The following is a 17246-nucleotide window of genomic DNA, read 5'->3' as shown; positions in this document are numbered from 1 at the left end:
CGGCTAGCGCTTCAGGTTGGTGAGTTCCTGGAGCACCTCGTCGGAGGTGGTGATGATGCGGGCGTTCGCCTGGAAGCCGCGCTGAGCGACGATCAGGTTGGTGAACTCCTGCGAGAGGTCCACGTTGGACATTTCGAGCGAGCCGCCCTGGATCGAGCCGAGGCCGGCGTCGCCTGGGCCGCCGAGCTGCGGGTTGCCGGAGTTGACGGAGGCGCGGTAGCCGGAGCCGCCCGCCTTCTCGAGGCCGCCGGGGTTGACGAACGTGGCGAGCGCGATGCGGCCGACCGCCTGCTTGTCGCCGTTCGAGAACAGGCCGATGAGCGTGCCGTCCTGGGAGAGGCTGAACGATTCGAGCGTTCCGGCCTGGCGGCCGTTCTGCTCCTTGAAAGCGACCGTGGTGAGGTCGGCGTACCCGGTGACCGAGCTGAGGTCGACCGCGACCCCGCCGACCGTGATGCTGCCGCCCGAGGTGAGCACGCCGTTGGTGAAGGCGAGCGCCCCGTTTCCGGTGGCCGCGCCGTCTGTGCCTGCCACATCCCAGCCCGTGCCGGTCTTGGTGAAGGTGAGCGACAGGGTGCGGGCGACACCGGTGGAGTCGTAGACCTTCACATCGCGCACGAGCTGGTCGCCGACCGCCGCGCCGGACGGCAGGTTGCCGGACACGGTGCCCGTGGTGGTGGCGGATGCGGGCGCCACCGCCTTCAGCGGGATGGTCACGTCGCCGAGCGCGCCACCCTGCTGGATGACGCCGTTGACCGCGTTCCAGCCCTGCAGGATCGCGCCTCCCGGACCGACCAGGCGACCCTGCGCATCCGGGTCGAACGAGCCGGCGCGGGTGTAGAGCGTTTCGCCGCCGACCTTGGTGACGAAGAAGCCGTCTCCGTTGATCATCATGTCGGTGGCGCGGCCGGTCGCCTGCGCTGCGCCCTGGGTGAAGTTGGTGTTGATGCCGGCCACGAGCACGCCGAGGCCGATCTGGGCGGGGTTGGTGCCGCCGGTCTCGCCCTGGCCTCCGCCCGCTCCGCGCACGAGCTGCGAGAGGGTGTCCTCGAACTGAACGGCCGAGGATTTGAAGCCGGTGGTGTTGACGTTGGCGATGTTGTTTCCCGTCACGTCCAGCATGGTCTGGTGCGAACGGAGGCCGGAGATTCCGGAGTAGAGGGAACGGAGCACGATGCTGCCTTTCTGTGAGGTTCGGTGAGGTCAGGCGGTCGGCGCTGGAGCCGGTGTGGGGGTGACCACGCCGGAGATCGCGTCGAGGTTGATCTTCTGGTCGCCGACGGTGACGACAGGGACAGACCCGGCGTACGACACGGAGGAGGCGACGCCGGTCTTCGTGGCGCCGTCTTTGTCGATGTAGCTGACGGTGTGCCCGACGAGGGCGGCCGCCGCCGTGCGCATCTGCAGGGCGAAGCCCTCCTGGCTGGTGGTGTCCAGGTTGGTGAGCTTCTCCATGGTCGCGAGCTGCGTGGTCTGGGAGATCATCTGGTTGGTGTCCATGGGCGAGCTCGGGTCCTGGTTGCGCAACTGGGTGACCAGGAGCTGCATGAACGCCTCACTGTCGAGGGACTGCTTGGGCTGCCGGGTGGGCAGGGTGGAGTAGATGCCGCCTGTGGCGGCGGTGTCGTTCGCTCCGGTGACGGGGTCGACGGCCACGGTGGCTCCCTTCTGTGGTGAGGCTGATCGGTTGGGTCGGTGGATGGGTGGACGGTGTTCGAGGAGTGGGGGCCGGCGGATCAGACGACGAGGTCGATGGTGTGACCGCCGCCGCCGTAGCGAGCCGCGACCCGCTGCTGATCGGCGGTGCTGCGGTCGGCGCGGGCGTCGGCTGCCGGCTTCTCGGCTCTGGATGCGGTGGTGCCGCTCCCCTGCTGGCCAGCGTCGCGCTGGTCGTCGGCCTGCGGCTGGTTCTGGCTCGACAGGTCGAGGCTGCCGGAGAGCCCCGCACCGTTGAGGTCGCGGCGCAGGTCGGGCAGGATCGCACGAAGCGCGTCCCTGCCGCCGTCTGTCGGGGCGAACAGTTCGACCCGCACGCCCTCGGCTCCCACGTGCGCGCGGACAGTCACGGGACCGAGTGTGTCCGGGGTGACGTGCACGGTCATCACGTGGTCGCCGCGCCCAGCGGACGCGAGCGTGAAGATCGGGCGCGCGAGCTGCTGGGGCAGGGCGGGCTGCGTCGTCTGGGCGGGGGCGTGCGAGGCGGAGCTCGCGGTGGTGGGGGCGGTCGAAGCGACGGAGGCTACAGCCGGTGCTGCGACGACGCCGGGGGTGGATGCGGCGGGCGCGGCGGACGCGGCGGCGTCGTCGGCGGGGTGCGGGGCGCCGGGGGTGGATGCGGCGGTGGATGCGGCGGCGATGGATGCGGACGCCACGGAGGCGGCGGTGGGGGCGTTGGACGCGGATGGGGCGACGGCGGCTGCAGTGGCAGCGGCGGCTGCGGCGGCAGCGGCTGCGGCGGCAGCGGCTGCGGATGCGGTGGCCGGGGTCCCGGACGACGACGACGCGGACGGCCTGGTCGCGGACGACGCGGGCACGCCGGGCGGAGCAGAGGCGACAGGGCCGGCGGCTGCGGACGCTGCCGCTGAGGTCGCGGCGGCGGCGGATACGGGCGTCGCTGCCGAGGCCGCCGCTGAGGCCGCTGCCGAACCAGCGGACGCGGAGCCGGACCCGGCCGCCGAGCCGGTCACTGAGCCCGCTGCCGCGATCGGCGAGGACGCCGAATCGGCGGCGGACGCAGACGCGGCCGGGGCCTGGGCCTGCGCCTGCGCCTGCGCCTGCGCGGGCGTACCGGCCGAGCCGCCACGTCCCGCGCCCGTGTCGCTCCCTGCGGGAGCGGCGGCGAGCGCGCTCTGACCAGCCGCGACACCGTGCCCGCTGACGGTCACGCTCGCCCCGCCTGCCTCAGGGTCTCCACTCGCCGTGCGAGCGAGACCGGCCGTGGCCGATCCGGCCGACGCGGCCGATGCCGATCCCGACGCCGCCACGGTGGTCGCAGCGTCGGCGAGCGCGGCCTGTGATGTCGCGCCGTCCGCGGCGGTGGAGGCACCAGCTCCGAGCGCGGCGGAGCCGGGTGCGGGGGTGGCAGCATCCGCACTCTCCGCGGAGGCGGAACGGGCCGACGGCTTGGCGGGATCGGGGGCGGAGGCCGCGTCGGGCGAACTGGACTTCGCTGGCTTGCGCGGGCGCGAGTCGGCCGACGAGGAAGGCTCGTCGCGGGCGGCGGGGCGTGCATCCCGTGCATCCCGCGCATCCCGCGCATCCCGCGCATCGGAGCGCGAGGGCGTTGCCGGGGAGGCGCCGGTGAGGAACTGCTGGAACGCGTCTCCCGTCGTGGTGGGCTTGCCGGCGCGGGCGGGGACCGCTGGGGCTTGGGTCACGGGGGCGATGGTCGGGCTCATTCGGAACCTCCGCCGAGCATCGAGGCGAGAAGGGCCTGCAGTTGCACGGCCTGTGCCGCGGCAGAGGACCCGGACGACGACTGCCCGGACAGAGCGGAGAGCCCAGAGAGCCCAGAGAGCCCAGAGAGCCCAGAGAGCCCAGAGAGCCCAGAGAGCCCAGAGAGCCCAGAGAGCCCAGAGAGCCCAGAGAGCCCAGCCAAGCCAGAGAGCCCGGAGAGCCCAGCCGAGCCAGACAGCCCAGACAACCCCGCCAATCCAGACACCCCAGCCAACCCAGACACCCCGCTCAACCCAGACACCCCGCTGAGCCCCGCCGCCGACAGCCCGCCCGCCGCGTTGAACGCCGCGGGCGCGCTCGCCAGCGCCGTGCTCGCCGTGCTCGCTTCCGGCACCACGCGGCGGATGGTGACGATGTCGGAGTCGTCCATCCAGTTGTTCACCAGGCTCACGTTGCGGCCCTCGCTCGGCGCGTGGATGACTTTGCCGTCTCCCGCGTAGATGACGATGTGGTCGCCGCCGTTGGTGACGATCAGGTCGCCGGGCTTCGCCTGCGCGAGCGACGGCACCTCCGTGCCGAGGGTGGACTGGCCGGAGACCAGGCGGGGCACGTCGATGCCGAGGTCTTTGAAGACGCGCTGCACCAGGCCGGAGCAGTCGAGGCCGCTGGAGGTGGTTCCGCCGAAGACGTACGGGACGCCGAGGTACTTCTTCGCGTCGGCGACCACGTCCCCGCCGGTCACCGACCCGCCTCCCGCGGTCGCCCCCACGCCGGAGGTCTCTCCGACCGCCCCGGCGAGCGCGTTCGCGAAGTCGGTCGCGGAGGTGCTGGACGAGCCGGACGACGACCCCGTCGACGTCGCGGCTGTCGGATTGTCGATCTGCACCAGCGTGGCCTGGATCTGGGCGATCCTGGTGAGTGCGTCGGTGACGGTCATGCGTCGTTCCCTTCCCGTTCGCGCACCCAGGCGCCGGTGGCGATTTCGTCGATCGCGGCCTGCTCCGCGCTGAGTTCTCCCGCGATCACGCTGGCGTTGTGCCGCGCTTCGAGCTTCTCCAGCCCGACGGCTCGTGCTTTCGCCTCGCCGAATGCGGTCTGCGCCTCGGCGACGTCGGCGTCCGCGCGCTCAGCGAGGGCGGCGAGGTCGGCGAGCATACTGCGACTGGATGCGCGTGCCGCAGCCATCGCGAACAGCGTGCTCGCATCCGTCGCCTCGACCGGCACCGCGTGCAGGGCGGCGATGGCGCGCGCCTGCCGCTCCCCCGCATCCCGCCGGAACGCGTTCGCCGCAGCGAGGTCGCTCGCGGCGTGATCCTTCTCGATCTGCCGCAGCCGCAGCAGACCGGCCAACTGGAACGCCCGCGCCATCAGACACCTCCGAGCAGGTTCACGAGGTGGCCGAGGCGCTGCCACGCTTCGGCCGGTTCGGCGTTCTCGCCGAGGTTCTGGCGCAGGAAGGCGTTGATGGCGTCTTCGTGCGCGACGGCCGCATCCACCCGGGGGTTGGTGCCCGTCTTGTATGCGCCGACGTCGAGGAGGTCCTGGGCCGCGACCTTGGCGGCGAGCACGCTGCGCAGGGCGACGGCGGCGGCGCGCTGCTCCGGCGTGGTGACGCGGGAGGCGAGACGGGAGATGGAGCCGAGGACGTCGACGGAGGGGAAGTGCCCGACCACCGCGAGGCGGCGGTCCATCACCACGTGGCCGTCGAGGATCGAGCGGGCGGCGTCCGCGATCGGCTCGTTGTGGTCGTCGCCGTCGACGAGCACGGTGTAGAGGCCGGTGATCGAGCCGACCTCGCCTGTGCCTGCGCGTTCGAGGAGCTGGGCGAGCAGGGAGAACGTCGACGGCGGGTAGCCGCGGGTCGCCGGCGGTTCGCCCACCGAGAGGCCGATCTCGCGCTGTGCCATCGCGACGCGGGTCAGCGAGTCCATCATCAGCACGACGTGCGCCCCAGCGTCGCGGAACGACTCGGCGATGCGGGTGGCGGTGAACGCGGCGCGCAGTCGCATGACGGCGGGCTCGTCCGAGGTGGCGACGACCACGATGGAACGGGCGAGACCCTCCGGCCCGAGGTCGTCCTCGAGGAATTCGCGCACCTCGCGGCCGCGCTCCCCCACCAGCGCGATCACCGAGATCTCGGCCTCCGTGCCGCGGGCGATCATCGACAGCAGCGACGACTTGCCCACACCGGAGCCCGCGAACAGGCCGAGCCGCTGTCCCCGACCGACCGTGACGAGCGTGTCCAGTACGCGCACCCCCAGTCCGAGCGGGCTCTGGATGCGCGCCCTCCGCATCGCCTCCGGCGCACGATTGTCGATGGGCACGAAGCCGTCCGGCTCGATCGGGCCCTTGCCGTCGACCGGGCGGCCGAGGGAGTCGATGACGCGGCCGAGCATCCCGCGACCGGTCGGCACGAGCAGGGGGGCGCCGAGCGCACGGACCGGCGCGCCGGCGCCGATGCCGGTGAGGCGACCGAACGGCATGACCCGGATGCGCTCCGCCGAGGTCGCGACGACCTCGGCGTGCACGCCTGGCCGCTCCCCCACGACCACGATGTCCCCGATCGCGGCGGGCACACCCTCCACCTCCGCACCGAGCCCGACGATGCCGACCACTCGGCCCACCTTCTCCACGCGAGCGGCGCGCACGGCGTCCGCGATGCGCGGGAGCGCGGCGGTGGGTGCGGCGGTGGCTTCGCAGGCGGGTGCCACGGTGGTGGTGGCTGTTCCTGCGCCCGTTCCTGTTCCGGTCTCCGCGAGTCCGCTCATCCCAGCGCCTCCCTCGCCCTGTCCAGAGCCGAGTGGATGCGCGCATCCAGCCAGCCGTCCGGAAGGTCGCCGACCGCATCCCCCGGCGCGAGCGTCGGGTCGGCCACGAGACGCACGGCGTCGCCCGCCGCACCGGCGCCGATCGCGGCGAGGTCCTCCGGGTTCAGCCGGACGACGCTCACTGCACCGGCGACGTCGCCGTCGAGCACGCGGGCGACGGCAGCGTTTGCGGCGGCGACCCGGTCGGCCAGCGCATCCCCCACCACGGCCTGCGCCAGCGAGAAGGCCGCGTCGACCAGGGAGTTCTCTGCTTCGGCCAGCACCGGCACCGTCGCCTCGCGCAGCTCGATCGCCGCGTTCCTCAGCGACGCGGCGAGCACGGCCAGCCGTTCCGCGGCCGCCGCGTCCTCCGCTTCGCGGTCGGCGTCCGCCGCCGCACGCCACGCCCGCTGCTCGTCCGCTGCCGCGCGCAGCCCGTCCGCATACCCGGCCGCGTAGCCGCGCGAGCGCGCGGCATCGACCTGCGCGACCGCCTCTGCGGTCTCCGCGATCACCGGGATCGCGACGGGAGAGAACACGGCGTCACTCGACATACGCGTCCTCGTCGTTCCGCTGCACGGTGATCGCGCCGGTCGCCTCCAGGTCGCGGATGGCGCGCACGATCTCGGCGCGGGCGTCCTCCACCTGCGACAGGCGCACGGGGCCGAGCACGCGGATCTCGTCCGCGAGGATCTCCCGGTTGCGCTCGGACAGGTTGCTCGTGATGGTCTCGATGACCTGATCGGTCGCGCCCTTCATCGCCACGGCCAGCATGGCGGCGTCGATTCCGCGCAGCACCTGCTGCACGTCGCGGTCCTCCAGCTTGACGATGTCGGCGAAGGTGAGCATCCGGGAGCGGACCTCCTCCGCCAGCTCGGGGTTCCTGCGTTCGAGCGCTTCGAGAAGCGCCTTCTCCGTGCTCGCGTCCGCGCGGTTGATGATGTCGACGAGGGGCTGCACTCCCCCGACCACGTCGGACGAGTCGCGCGAACCGACGACCGCGCTCGCGCGCTGCTTGAGCGTGTCGGCGACGACGCGAACGGCATCCGGACTCGCGCTGCCCATCGTCGCGATGGCGTGTGCGACGTCTGCTCTGGCGGTCTCGTCGAGGCCGGCGAGGATCCGGGATGCGTGGTCGGGGCGCAGGTGGGCGAGCACAAGTGCGCTGGTCTGCGGCAGCTCGCCGGTCAGCAGCATCTGCACCTGGCCTGGCTCGACCGCATCCAGGAACTCGAACTGCTTGCCCGCCATGCTGGACGCGACCCTGTTGAGCACGCCTGTGGCCTTCTCGGCGCCGAACGACGCTTCGAGCAGGCCGACGGCGATGTCCCTGCCGCCGCGGGTGCTCATCCCGCCGCGCACGGTGATGTCGTGGAACTCGCTGATCGCCTTTTCTGCGATGGCCGGGTCGACCCTGCGCAGCCGCAGGATCTCCGCGGTGATCTCGTCGGCCTCTTCCTCTGAGAACTGCTTCATCACCTGGGCCGCGCGCTGCTGATCCATGTTCATCAGCACGATGGCGGCCTTCTGCGCGCCGGTCAGCGGCGCCTTGAGCTCGTTCATACGCCCTGCCGCTCATCCATCAGGCTGCGGAGGAACTCCGCCGTCTTCTGCGGGTCGCGCTCGGCGAGCGCCTCGATCTCGGCGCGGCGGCGCTCGGCCTCCAGCTCCGGCGCGCTCGGGTCCGGCAGAGGATCGAGCTGCATCGGCACGGTCGGCGGAGCCTGTTCGAGGGCGATCGGGAACGCTGCTGCGTCCAGTTCCACCGTGTCGACGCCGTCGACGGCCGCGGCCTCCTCCGCGCGCTTGCGGCTGCGGCGGTACAGCGCGAACACGATGATCACGGCGGCGACGATGGCCGCTCCGATGATCGAGCTGCGGATGATCCCGGTGAGCTGGTCGGCCGCCGCGGCGTCCTTGGCCTCCTGGATCGCCTTGGCCGCGTCCGTCGCGCTCGCCTTGCTGAAGTTGACCATCTCCACGCTCACCGAGTCGCCGCGCTTCACGTCGATCCCGGCTGCCGCGTTGACGAGGTTGCGGATCTCGTTGGTGCTCACGTCGCCGCCGACCGCGTCCTTGTTGAGGGCGACCGACACGGTCTGCCTGTTGACGGCGCCGGCCGGGATGGTGCGCTGCTCTGTTACCTTGTCGACCGCGTTGTCCTTCGTCGACGACTGGGAGTTGAACGTGCCGTTGCCGTTCGTGCCGTTCGGGACGGCGATGTTGTCCGGGCCGAGCACACCGGCGGCAGAGCCGCCGGAGCCCGTGTACGTCTCCGACTGCGTCGTCTCGCTGAGCGACGGCGCGTTCGTCGGGGTCGTGTACGACTCCTCCGTGCGCTGCGCGGACTCCGTGCTCACGTCCGCGGCGACGGCCACGGTCGCGTTGCCAGGGCCGACGACCTTGTCGAGCATCGCCTGCACGGCCGTCTTCACGCGGGTCTCGTAGTCGCTCGCCTGCTTGTCCGCTCCCCCGACGGCGCCGGTGCCGACCGCGCTGAGCACGGTGCCGGATGCGTCGATCACGGCGACGTCGGTCGGCTGCATCCCGGTGATGGCCGCGCTGGTGAGGTGCACGATCGCCTGCACCTGGTCGGCGGAGAGCGTCACGCCGTTCTGCGTCTCCACGAACACGGACGCGGTCGGGTCCTTCTTCTCGGACACGAACACCGTGTCCTCCGGGATCGCCAGGCGAACGGATGCGGTTTTGACGCCCTTCATGGCGCTGATCGTCGACCCGAGCTCACCCTCCATGGCCCGCTTGTACGTGACCGACTGCTGGAACTCCGACGAGGTGACGCCCATCTTGTCGAGCAGGGAGTATCCGCCCGTGCTCGCGGTCGGGAGTCCTGCCGACGCCGCTTTGAGGCGCTCGTCGTAGACCTTCTGCTGCGGCACGAGGATCGTGCCGCCGCCGTCGGTGAGCTGGTACGGCACGCCATCGGTGCGGAGCTGGTCGACGATGCTGGACGCATCCGTCGCCTGCAGCCCGGAGAACAGCGGCGTGTACGCGGGCTGGGACGCCCACATCGCGAGCCCGGTGACGCCGAGGGCGACCACGGCGACGCCGATGATGGCGATGACGCGCTGCGCGATCGAGAACCCGCGGATCGTGTCGCCGATCCGCCGGAAGAAGCTCGTGACCTGCTGTGGCATCAGGCCTGCATCCGCATGATCTCGTTGAACGCATCCACGGCCTTGTTGCGAACACCGGCGACGAGTTCGAGGGTGACCTGGGCGCGCGACGAGGCGATGGTGGCGTCGTGGATGTCGGAAAGGTTGCCTGTGACGGCCTGGATCGCGAGCTTGTCACTGGTGCCCTGCAGTTGCTGCAGGTTGTCGATGGCGCCCGTGAGGGAGTTGCCGAACGCCGCTCCCCCGGTGCCGGTGACCCCGGAGGCGGCGGACAGCGCGCTGGTGGCGCCGGTGGTGTCGACAGCGCTGACGGCGCCGATGGCGGGGATGGGCATCAGTTGCGTCCGATCTCGAGTGCTGCCTGGTACGACTCTTTGGCGCGGTCGACGACCGCCGCGTTGGCCTGGTAGCCGCGCTGCGCCATGATCAGGGCGCCCATCTGCGACGACAGGTCGATGTCCGGGTAGCGCACGTAGCCCTTCTCGTCGGCGACGGGGTTGTCCGGCTCGTAGACCATCCGCCCCTCGGCGCTGCCGTATGCGGCGCCGGCGACGTACACGCCCGTGGTGCCCTCCCCCTCCTGCGCAACGATGTAGCGCGCCTGGAAGGCGGCTCCATCCGTCGGCTTCGCCGTGTTGATGTTGGCGAGGTTGTCGGAGATGGCGTCGAGCCACTTGCGGTGCAGGGTCAGCCCCGTGCCCGCGATGCCGATCGCGTCGAATGTCATCAGCTCGTCCTCAGGGCGGCTCGGATGGACGAGAACTGGCCGCCTGCCGCCTGCGAGGCGAACTGGAAGCGCAGCACGGTGTCCACGTTGGACAGGGTCTCTGTGTCGAGGTTGACGTTGTTGCCGTCGAGCCTGGTCGGCTCGAGCGAGCGGGCGACAGTGGATGCGGCGTGGCCGTCCCCCTGCGCGACGGAGCGGGACAGCGCATCCTCGAACGACACGCGCTCCGCCGTGTAGCCGGGCGTGTTCACGTTGGCGATGTTGTTGGCGATTGCGCGCTGCCGGGCGGCGAGGCCGTCGAGGGCGCTCGCCAGCGCGGCACTGGTCACGGATTCGAGCACGGCTGCATCCCATCGGAAAATCATCTGGAGTGGCGGCCGATCCGTGGCCTGATCTGCGAGCGATCCGTGCTCACTCTCTGCTATCGGCAGCCTCGCGCCGGACGTTAGCGGTTCGTCGAATCGGTTGTGGAGAACTCACCTGTAACCGTCTTCGTGCACAGCTTCATCCACAGCTCTGCACACCCCTGGAATTACACGGTGGTAGTTTCGAACGCGCGTTCGAAACTGGAGACTGACGTTCAGAAAGCCTGATCAGAGCAGGTTTTGAAGCTTGAAGGGATCTGAGAGTCCACACATCTCGCGCGTGTCCTCCACACGTTTTGCCCCCTCATCCACCTGTTTTGCACAGAGTTATCCACAGGTGGGGAACTGGATGTGCTCCCGCGACGACGAGATGCCAGTAACTGCGTCGCCACAGCGCTGGCGCGCGACAGTTACTGGCATCTCGTGGCCGTCAGCCGATGAGGTCGAAGTACACGGGATGCGGGCCGGGCTCGGCCGCGGGGACGGCGCGGACGGCCGCGAGGTGCTTCGCGGTGGTCTGGCGCACGTCTTCCAGGTAGCGGATGGTGTGCATCTGGGCCTCGAGGATGCGCGCAGCGCGTTCCATCAGCTCCGGCGGGATGGGGCCGAGGGCGATCGGGGGGCGCCACGGCACAGGGTCGATGGTGGCGAGCGCGCCCTGGAGGTCGTGCTCCATCTGCGTCAGCGCGTCGTCCCAGCCGGTGGGGGAGTGGGCCTCGCCCACAGCCGCGGGCGCCTCGACCGCTCCCGCGTCCGCCTCCCACTGGTCGAAGTCGTCAGGCTGTGCCAAGGGTTCCGCCCGTCTCCGACGGCAGCAGAGCCGCGGCCTCGTGCCAGGTCTGGCGGAGGGGCTCGATGAGGTCGATGGCCTCGCGGACCTTCTCCGGGTCTCGTTCGATGTTGCCGAAGACGATCAGGTCGGCCACGTAGGTGTAGAGCTGCAGCAGGCCGTCCGCGCCGTCCCAGGCGTCGAGGCGGAGGGAGGAGGCGAGCTCGGCGACGATCTGGTCGGCGTGGCGCAGGTTCTCCCACGCCACCGGCCAGTTGCCGTCCTTCTGCGCTGTCTCGGCGCGGGTCAGGTCGAGGACCAGCCTGTCGTACAGCATCGTCAGGAGGCGCACCGGCGAGGCCGAGAGGATCGCATCCCTGTTGTATGCGTTGAGTTTCGCGGCCGTGCCGCTCAGCAGGCTCACGAGGAGCTCGATGAGAGCGAAGCGAGCTGGCCGGTCAGCCATGAGGACTGCGACTGCAGTTGCTGCAGTTGCACTTCGAGGTTCGCGTAGGTCTTCTCCAGGGTCGAGCGGCGGTCGGCGAGCCGGGAGTCCCAGTCGGTGATCTGATCGTTGAGGCCTTTCACTGTGGCCTGCTCGCCGGTGATCTTCGTGGTGATCGTGCCGTCGTACTTGTCGCTGGCCGCGGTCGCGGCGTCCGCCACGCGGCCGGCGATCGTCTGGACGACCGCCTTCACCTTCTCCGGGTCGGCGGCGAGCGCTGCGCCGAAGATGTCCTTGTCGAAGGTGAGCGTGCCGTCGCGGGTGATGCTGATGCCGTAGGTGGACGGCGACACACCGTTGACGGGGGCGGATGCGGCGTCGATCAGTTTCTGGTTCGCATCCCGCACCGTCGAGTCGCCGGTGAACGATCCTGCCGTGACGACCGTTCCGCCGGCGGCGTCCGTGCTCGTCGCCACCGCCTGCTTGGCGCTGATGTACGAGAAGATGTCGTTCAGGCTGGTGACCAGGGAGTTCGCGAGGTCGGTGATCGACTTGTCGTCGCGGGCGATCGTCAACGTCACCGGAGTGGTGGATGCGGCGCTCACCGTGATCGAGACACCGGGGAGCACGTCGGTGAACGAGTTGCTGGACGAGGTGACCGACTGCGCTGCTCCCGTGCCGCTCCACAGGGTGAGCTGCGCATCCTGGGCAGCGCGCACCTGGGCCGCGCCCGGTTCGGTGAGAAGGTTCGTGGCGGTTCCGGCCGTGACATCGGCCGGGCTGCCGCGGTATGCGGTGAACGACGCTGCGGCGCCGGTGGCCGTCGAGCTGAGCTGCAGCCGGTAGGTCGGCTGGCCGCTGACCGGGTCGAGTCCGGCAGCGACGCGGGTGGCACTGACGCCGACGCCCGCCTTGTTGATCGCGGCGGCCACATCGGCGAGCGAAGAGCTGGCGGCCGTGACCTGCTTGGCCGTGCCGTCCGCCGCAACGAAGGTGAGCACCGGCGGCTGGTCAGGCCACTCGGTGAGCGGGCCGGTGACGATGACCTGGGACTGCGCGACCTTGTCGACCGTGAAGTCGATGGTGCCGTCCACGGCGCCGGTTCCGGCGGTGACGGTGACCGAGGTGGAACTGCTGGTGGCGAGGTGCAGGTCGGTGCCTGTCGGCTTCGACGCCTTGGTCGCCGAGTCTGCGAGGGCCGCGACCTTTGTGTTGAGCGCCTGCATCGCGCTGATGTACGTGGTGGAGTCGGTGACCTTGTTCTTCAGCAGGGTCTGCGGGATCGCTTCCGCCTGCATCAACTGGTCGATGAGCTGGGTGGTGTTGAGGCCACTGATGAGTCCGTCGACGGCCATGCCCATGCTGGACTCCCTTTCTGTCGTCGTGTCGGCCGGCCTCCGCGGCGATGCGGTGGTCAGCCAGTGGTGCGGCCGGGATGCGCTTTGGGGTTGCGCATCCCGGCCGCAGCCCTACTAGCGGAGCAGCTGCAGAACGCCCTGGCCGGACTGGTTGGCCTGCGCGAGCATCGCGGTACCGGCCTGCGACAGGATGTTGGAGCGGGTGTACTTCACCATCTCCTCCGCCATGTCGGTGTCGGTGATGCGCGAGTTCGCAGCCGACAGGTTCTCCTTGGAGACGTTGAGGCTGCGGATGGTGCTCTCGAAGCGGTTCTGGACCGCACCGAGGTTGGCGCGCGCGGTGGAGACGCTCTTGATCTGCGTGTCGAGCGCAGCGATCGAGGTGAGCGCGTTCGCAGCGCTGTCGAACGTCAGGGCACCCACTGCGGTCGCGACCGTCGCGACGTTGGCCCCGGTGAGGTCCACGTCGATCTGGTCGTTCGCGGCAACAGAGCCCGCGCCGATCTGGAAGGTCAGCTTTGCGTTCGAGCCGTCGAGCAGGTTGATGCCATTGAAGTTCGCGGATCCGGAGATGCGCGTGAGCTCCTTGGTCAGCTGGTCGACCTCGGTCTTGATCGCGCCGCGCGAGTCGGCGTTGTTCGAGTCGCTACCGGCCTGGACAGCCAGGTCGCGCACGCGCTGCAAGATCGAGTGGACCTCGGTGAGCTGGCCTTCAGCGGTCTGCACGACGCTGATGCCGTCCTGAGCGTTGCGGGCGGCGACCGTGAGGCCTCCGACCTGCGACTTCAGGCCCTCCGAGATGGCCAGGCCGGCCGCGTCGTCCGCCGCACGGTTGATGCGGAGGCCGCTGGACAGCTTCTCGAGCGACTTCGACAGGTCGCTCTGCGTGTTGTTCAGGTTGCGGTAGGCGTTGAGTGCCGAGATGTTGGTGTTGATCTGCATACCCATGATTGCTTTTCCTCCATGACTGGGTTCGTGCTGCCCATCCGTGGGCCGCAACTTCTTCTATCGGCCGCTCCGTGCATCCCGTTAGCGGCAATCGAGCCCAGGTTTTCTCACCTTTGTCGCGCCGCTTAAGGGGACAAAGGCTGGGCTCGATGGCTACGCGGCTCAGGATGCGCGTGCGGACGTGGACGAGGGGGGCGGCGACAGGCGCGCGACGTTGGCCACGGCGTGCTGGGCGAGCCTGGCGAGGTACGCGCTGCGGCGGGCCTGCGAGGTCTTGGCCTCGATGACCTCCGGGTCGCCCTCGTCCGCGTAGTGCGTCGCCATGCCTTCGCGCATGAGGCGGATGGCCTCCGAGCGCTGCTGGGACACGGCGGAGTGGGTGATCCCGAGCTCTTCCGCCACCTCGGTGACCGTGCGGTCGTCGAAGTAGATGGCCTCGACCACGTACCGCATCCGGTCGGGGAGGGCGGAGACGGCGGCCCGCACGTATGCGGTCTGCTCTCCGGCGAGCAGCGAGTCCTCCGGGGTGGCGGCATCGGAGACGAGGATCGTCTCGACGGTCTCGTCGATGGTGGTGACGACCCGGGATGCGTCTGCGAGCGCCGCGGACACCGTCTCGCGGTCGACGCCGAGCGCGTTCGCGAGCTCTTCGACCGTCGGCGTGCGGCCGAGCCCCGCGGTGAGGCTCTCCTGCACTGCCATCGTCTCCTTGATGCGCTTGCGCGCGGAGCGGGTGGCCCAGTCGCTCGCGCGCATCTCGTCGGCGAACGCACCGACGATGCGGGTGCGGGCGTATGCACCGAAGGGGATGCCGAGCGTGGGGTCGAAGGCGCCCGCCGCCTGGACGAGGGCGAGCGCGCCGGCCGAGGCCAGGTCGTCGCGTGACAGGTGCGTCGCGCGCGAACACAGGTCGGAGACGAGGTAGCCGACGAGCGGCAGGTTCTCGACGACGAGCGTGTTGCGTTCTGTCCGGTTCACGCGGGCGACCCCTGTCTTGGTTTGCCGAGCGCCCGCGGCCGACGTTTCGTCGGGGTTCGGTGCGGGTGGTGCTCGGGCGGTGCTGTGGATGTCCGGACTTACTTCGGGTGCCGAACAGGCGCTAGGGGTCGTTCGTTGTTCACGGTAACAATTGCAAGTAACTCCGCACGCGTGTGTCGCGCCCCCACTACGGGGCAGGGCATACCCCCAGTACGGGGAATATTGAAATTCATGTGAAGAGCGCTAGGGATCACAGCGAACTCATTGCTCGACGCCCCTAACATCGAGGCCAACCCTGCCGATGGTCCCTGTTGACGGCGCAGACCGTGCGCCGACGACCCGAGGGGACCATGTGCGCACGACGACTCACGAGGAGGTTGGCGACATGGCGGCAAGCGAACTCTCAGCACAGCTCTGGAAAGAACGCGAACTGCTCGAGCTGCTGCTCTTCAAGCTCGAGGAAGAGCAACTGCTGCTCACCGCGGGCAAGTCGCGCTGGATCTCGCACGCGACCCGGGAGGTCGAGCAGGTGATGGAGCGGATGCGCTCCGTCGGTCTCGCACGAACGGTCGAGGTCGCTACGCTCGCCGAGGAGTGGGGCATCAGCCCGGACTCCAGCCTCCGCGAGCTCGCCGTCGCCGCGCCGGACGGGATCTGGTCGGACATCTTCTCGTCGCACCTCGCGGCGATGACCGAACTGACCGGTCAGATCGCCGAGGTGCGCGACACCAACGAGCGCCTGCTGCGCGAAGCGGCCCGCTCGACCCAGGAGACCATCAACGGCCTGGCCGGCGCCGGGGGAGACCCCGGCGTGTACGGCGCGGGCGGGGAGAGCCGGCCCGGTGCATCCACTGCCAGGCTCTTCGACACGGAAGCGTAGGACGACACCAGGATGAGCACCTTCAGCGGACTCAACACCGCGTACACCGGCCTCGTCGCCGCCAAGGCGGGCCTCGACGTCGTCGGCCAGAACCTGGTCAACGCCAACACGCAGGGGTACACGCGGCAGCGCATCTCGACCTCCGGCGTTCCCGCCCTCAACCAGGCCGGACTGTTCACCGGGGGAGTCCGCCCAGGGCAGGGCGTCAGCATCAACGGCATCCAGCGCCTCGACGACGCGACCCTGGATGCGCGCGTCCGCACCACCACGGCCCTCTCCGGATATTCGAGCACCAGGGCGTCAGCGCTGGCCACCCTCGAAGGCTCGCTCAACGAACCGGGCACGAACGGAATCTCCACGCAGTTGCAGAAGTTCTGGTCGGCGTGGGGCGATGTGGCCAACCAGGCGGGCGAGCAGGCGCCCGCCGGCGTGCTGCTCGGCCAGGCCGGCAGCCTGGTCACGCAGATCTCGCAGGGCTACGCCGCGGTCGACAGCCAGTGGAGCGCCCTCCGCACCAACGTCGACGGCATGGTCACCGACCTCAACCAGGCAGCGAGTCAGGTCGCCGACCTGAACGGCCGCATCCGGTCGACGCTCGCCGCTGGCGGCTCGGCGAACGAGCTGATGGACCGCCGCGACGTGCTCACCGCACAGATCGCCAACCTCGCTGGCGGCGTCGTCCGTCCGCTCGACGACGGCACAGTGGATGTGCTGATCGGCGGCAACGCGATCGTCTCCGGCACCACATTCAACGCTGTGCAGGCCGCAGGTGCCAGAGTCATGGGCGACGCGACCGCCGACCCCGTGCGCCTCGAGTGGGCGCACCGGCCTGGCCAGGCGATCGCGATGGAGGGCGGGGCGATCTCCGGCGCGATCTCCACGCTCGCGCCGGCAGACGCATCCGGCACAGGGGGAGTGCTCGCCGAGGCCGCCGCCAGCTACAACGCGTTCGCGGTCACCTTGGCGCAGCGGGTCAACGACCTGCACCGCACCGGCACCACCTCCACCGGCGCGACCGGCCTCGACTTCTTCGCGATCGACGCGACCAAGCCTGCAGCACTCGGACTCTCCGTCGTTCCGACCACCGTTGGCCAGATCGCCACGGGGATGCCCGGCGCGGGTGGGAGCGACGGCAGCCTCGCCGACGCCATCGCCCAGCTCGGAACGGGACCGAACGCCGTCGACAAGCAGTGGTCGGCGTTCGTCGTGCGCGTCGGCGTCGCGAGCAAGTCGGAACAGCAGCAGGCCTCGCTGGCCGACCTCGCGTCGAAGGGCGCCGTCAACGCGCAGCTCTCCAACTCGTCCGTCGACCTCGACGAAGAGAACATGAACATGTTGGCGTTCCAACATGCGTATCAGGGCGCCGCCCGCGTGATGACCGCGGTCGACGAAGCGCTCGACGTGCTCATCAACCACACCGGACTGGTCGGGAGGTAACC

Annotated in this window: 19 protein-coding genes; 2 read left to right on the top strand and 17 right to left on the bottom strand. The window is 70.1% G+C overall.

Translation table 11 applies throughout. The features are described from left to right. Positions 1-3: 3 nt before the first annotated feature. The 17 genes from ACYVGI_RS14350 to ACYVGI_RS14270 all read right to left on the bottom strand — a co-directional run bounded on the left by ACYVGI_RS14350 (position 4) and on the right by ACYVGI_RS14270 (position 14927). Complete coding sequence (locus ACYVGI_RS14350; RefSeq protein WP_460633269.1) at positions 4-1173, bottom strand: flagellar hook protein FlgE; 1170 nt, start codon at positions 1171-1173, stop codon at positions 4-6. 30 nt (positions 1174-1203) lie between these two features. Further along, positions 1204-1656: a flagellar hook assembly protein FlgD gene (locus ACYVGI_RS14345; RefSeq protein ID WP_460633268.1), complete on the bottom strand. Its 453-nt coding sequence runs from the start codon at positions 1654-1656 to the stop codon at positions 1204-1206. Between the two features lie 80 nt (positions 1657-1736). Continuing rightward, entirely contained in the window at positions 1737-3398 is a 1662-nt protein-coding gene (locus ACYVGI_RS14340; RefSeq protein ID WP_460633267.1) for a flagellar hook-length control protein FliK, read from the bottom strand. Next, positions 3395-4333: a C40 family peptidase gene (locus ACYVGI_RS14335; RefSeq protein ID WP_460633266.1), complete on the bottom strand. Its 939-nt coding sequence runs from the start codon at positions 4331-4333 to the stop codon at positions 3395-3397. Before ACYVGI_RS14335 ends, ACYVGI_RS14340 begins: the two co-directional genes overlap by 4 nt. Then, entirely contained in the window at positions 4330-4764 is a 435-nt protein-coding gene (locus ACYVGI_RS14330) for a hypothetical protein (protein WP_055897399.1), read from the bottom strand. The genes ACYVGI_RS14335 and ACYVGI_RS14330 overlap by 4 nt, the downstream gene beginning before the upstream one ends. After that, a complete protein-coding gene (locus tag ACYVGI_RS14325; RefSeq protein ID WP_460633265.1) occupies positions 4764-6164 on the bottom strand; it encodes a FliI/YscN family ATPase in 1401 nt (466 codons plus the stop codon). The genes ACYVGI_RS14330 and ACYVGI_RS14325 overlap by 1 nt, the downstream gene beginning before the upstream one ends. Further along, complete coding sequence (locus ACYVGI_RS14320; RefSeq protein WP_460633264.1) at positions 6161-6757, bottom strand: FliH/SctL family protein; 597 nt, start codon at positions 6755-6757, stop codon at positions 6161-6163. Before ACYVGI_RS14320 ends, ACYVGI_RS14325 begins: the two co-directional genes overlap by 4 nt. Then, on the bottom strand, positions 6747-7766 hold the full coding sequence (gene fliG / locus ACYVGI_RS14315; protein ID WP_460633263.1) for a flagellar motor switch protein FliG: 1020 nt from the start codon (positions 7764-7766) through the stop codon (positions 6747-6749). Before fliG ends, ACYVGI_RS14320 begins: the two co-directional genes overlap by 11 nt. Continuing rightward, on the bottom strand, positions 7763-9358 hold the full coding sequence (fliF, locus tag ACYVGI_RS14310; RefSeq protein WP_460633262.1) for a flagellar basal-body MS-ring/collar protein FliF: 1596 nt from the start codon (positions 9356-9358) through the stop codon (positions 7763-7765). The genes fliG and fliF overlap by 4 nt, the downstream gene beginning before the upstream one ends. Continuing rightward, positions 9358-9672, bottom strand: a complete 315-nt coding sequence (gene fliE, locus ACYVGI_RS14305) for a flagellar hook-basal body complex protein FliE (protein ID WP_055897384.1) — start codon at positions 9670-9672, stop codon at positions 9358-9360. The genes fliF and fliE overlap by 1 nt, the downstream gene beginning before the upstream one ends. Then, entirely contained in the window at positions 9672-10064 is a 393-nt protein-coding gene (locus ACYVGI_RS14300) for a flagellar basal body rod protein FlgC (protein ID WP_460633261.1), read from the bottom strand. The genes fliE and ACYVGI_RS14300 overlap by 1 nt, the downstream gene beginning before the upstream one ends. Beyond that, entirely contained in the window at positions 10064-10405 is a 342-nt protein-coding gene (locus tag ACYVGI_RS14295) for a flagellar basal body rod protein FlgB (RefSeq protein WP_460633260.1), read from the bottom strand. Before ACYVGI_RS14295 ends, ACYVGI_RS14300 begins: the two co-directional genes overlap by 1 nt. 454 nt (positions 10406-10859) lie before the next feature. Next, entirely contained in the window at positions 10860-11219 is a 360-nt protein-coding gene (locus ACYVGI_RS14290) for a hypothetical protein (RefSeq protein WP_460633259.1), read from the bottom strand. Then, positions 11206-11664, bottom strand: coding sequence for a flagellar export chaperone FliS (locus tag ACYVGI_RS14285; RefSeq protein WP_460633258.1), 459 nt, complete (start codon positions 11662-11664; stop codon positions 11206-11208). The genes ACYVGI_RS14290 and ACYVGI_RS14285 overlap by 14 nt, the downstream gene beginning before the upstream one ends. Further along, entirely contained in the window at positions 11619-13004 is a 1386-nt protein-coding gene (fliD, locus tag ACYVGI_RS14280; protein WP_460633257.1) for a flagellar filament capping protein FliD, read from the bottom strand. The genes ACYVGI_RS14285 and fliD overlap by 46 nt, the downstream gene beginning before the upstream one ends. A gap of 111 nt (positions 13005-13115) precedes the next feature. Further along, on the bottom strand, positions 13116-13949 hold the full coding sequence (locus ACYVGI_RS14275; RefSeq protein ID WP_460633256.1) for a flagellin N-terminal helical domain-containing protein: 834 nt from the start codon (positions 13947-13949) through the stop codon (positions 13116-13118). Between the two features lie 162 nt (positions 13950-14111). Further along, on the bottom strand, positions 14112-14927 hold the full coding sequence (locus ACYVGI_RS14270) for a sigma-70 family RNA polymerase sigma factor (protein WP_460633255.1): 816 nt from the start codon (positions 14925-14927) through the stop codon (positions 14112-14114). Between the two features lie 385 nt (positions 14928-15312). Here ACYVGI_RS14270 and flgN point away from each other — a divergent pair, with 385 nt between their 5' ends. Next, on the top strand, positions 15313-15807 hold the full coding sequence (gene flgN, locus ACYVGI_RS14265) for a flagellar export chaperone FlgN (protein ID WP_460633254.1): 495 nt from the start codon (positions 15313-15315) through the stop codon (positions 15805-15807). A gap of 12 nt (positions 15808-15819) precedes the next feature. Further along, positions 15820-17244, top strand: coding sequence for a flagellar hook-associated protein FlgK (flgK, locus tag ACYVGI_RS14260; protein ID WP_460633253.1), 1425 nt, complete (start codon positions 15820-15822; stop codon positions 17242-17244). The last annotated feature ends 2 nt before the right edge of the window (positions 17245-17246 follow it).

It is taken from the genome of Leifsonia lichenia (assembly GCF_054780215.1).
This window is presented reverse-complemented; position numbering and strand designations above follow the sequence as displayed.

Bases quoted from the DNA above. Each gene is read 5' to 3' on its own strand.
- ACYVGI_RS14330 (WP_055897399.1), bottom strand. From the start codon at position 4,764: ATGGCGCGGGCGTTCCAGTTGGCCGGTCTGCTGCGGCTGCGGCAGATC.
- fliD (WP_460633257.1), bottom strand. From the start codon at position 13,004: ATGGGCATGGCCGTCGACGGACTCATCAGTGGCCTCAACACCACCCAG.
- ACYVGI_RS14285 (WP_460633258.1), bottom strand. From the start codon at position 11,664: ATGGCTGACCGGCCAGCTCGCTTCGCTCTCATCGAGCTCCTCGTGAGC.
- flgK (WP_460633253.1), top strand. From the start codon at position 15,820: ATGAGCACCTTCAGCGGACTCAACACCGCGTACACCGGCCTCGTCGCC.
- flgN (WP_460633254.1), top strand. From the start codon at position 15,313: ATGGCGGCAAGCGAACTCTCAGCACAGCTCTGGAAAGAACGCGAACTG.
- fliG (WP_460633263.1), bottom strand. From the start codon at position 7,766: ATGAACGAGCTCAAGGCGCCGCTGACCGGCGCGCAGAAGGCCGCCATC.
- fliE (WP_055897384.1), bottom strand. From the start codon at position 9,672: ATGCCCATCCCCGCCATCGGCGCCGTCAGCGCTGTCGACACCACCGGC.
- fliF (WP_460633262.1), bottom strand. From the start codon at position 9,358: ATGCCACAGCAGGTCACGAGCTTCTTCCGGCGGATCGGCGACACGATC.
- ACYVGI_RS14320 (WP_460633264.1), bottom strand. From the start codon at position 6,757: ATGTCGAGTGACGCCGTGTTCTCTCCCGTCGCGATCCCGGTGATCGCG.
- ACYVGI_RS14275 (WP_460633256.1), bottom strand. From the start codon at position 13,949: ATGGGTATGCAGATCAACACCAACATCTCGGCACTCAACGCCTACCGC.
- ACYVGI_RS14335 (WP_460633266.1), bottom strand. From the start codon at position 4,333: ATGACCGTCACCGACGCACTCACCAGGATCGCCCAGATCCAGGCCACG.
- ACYVGI_RS14340 (WP_460633267.1), bottom strand. From the start codon at position 3,398: ATGAGCCCGACCATCGCCCCCGTGACCCAAGCCCCAGCGGTCCCCGCC.
- ACYVGI_RS14300 (WP_460633261.1), bottom strand. From the start codon at position 10,064: ATGACATTCGACGCGATCGGCATCGCGGGCACGGGGCTGACCCTGCAC.
- ACYVGI_RS14325 (WP_460633265.1), bottom strand. From the start codon at position 6,164: ATGAGCGGACTCGCGGAGACCGGAACAGGAACGGGCGCAGGAACAGCC.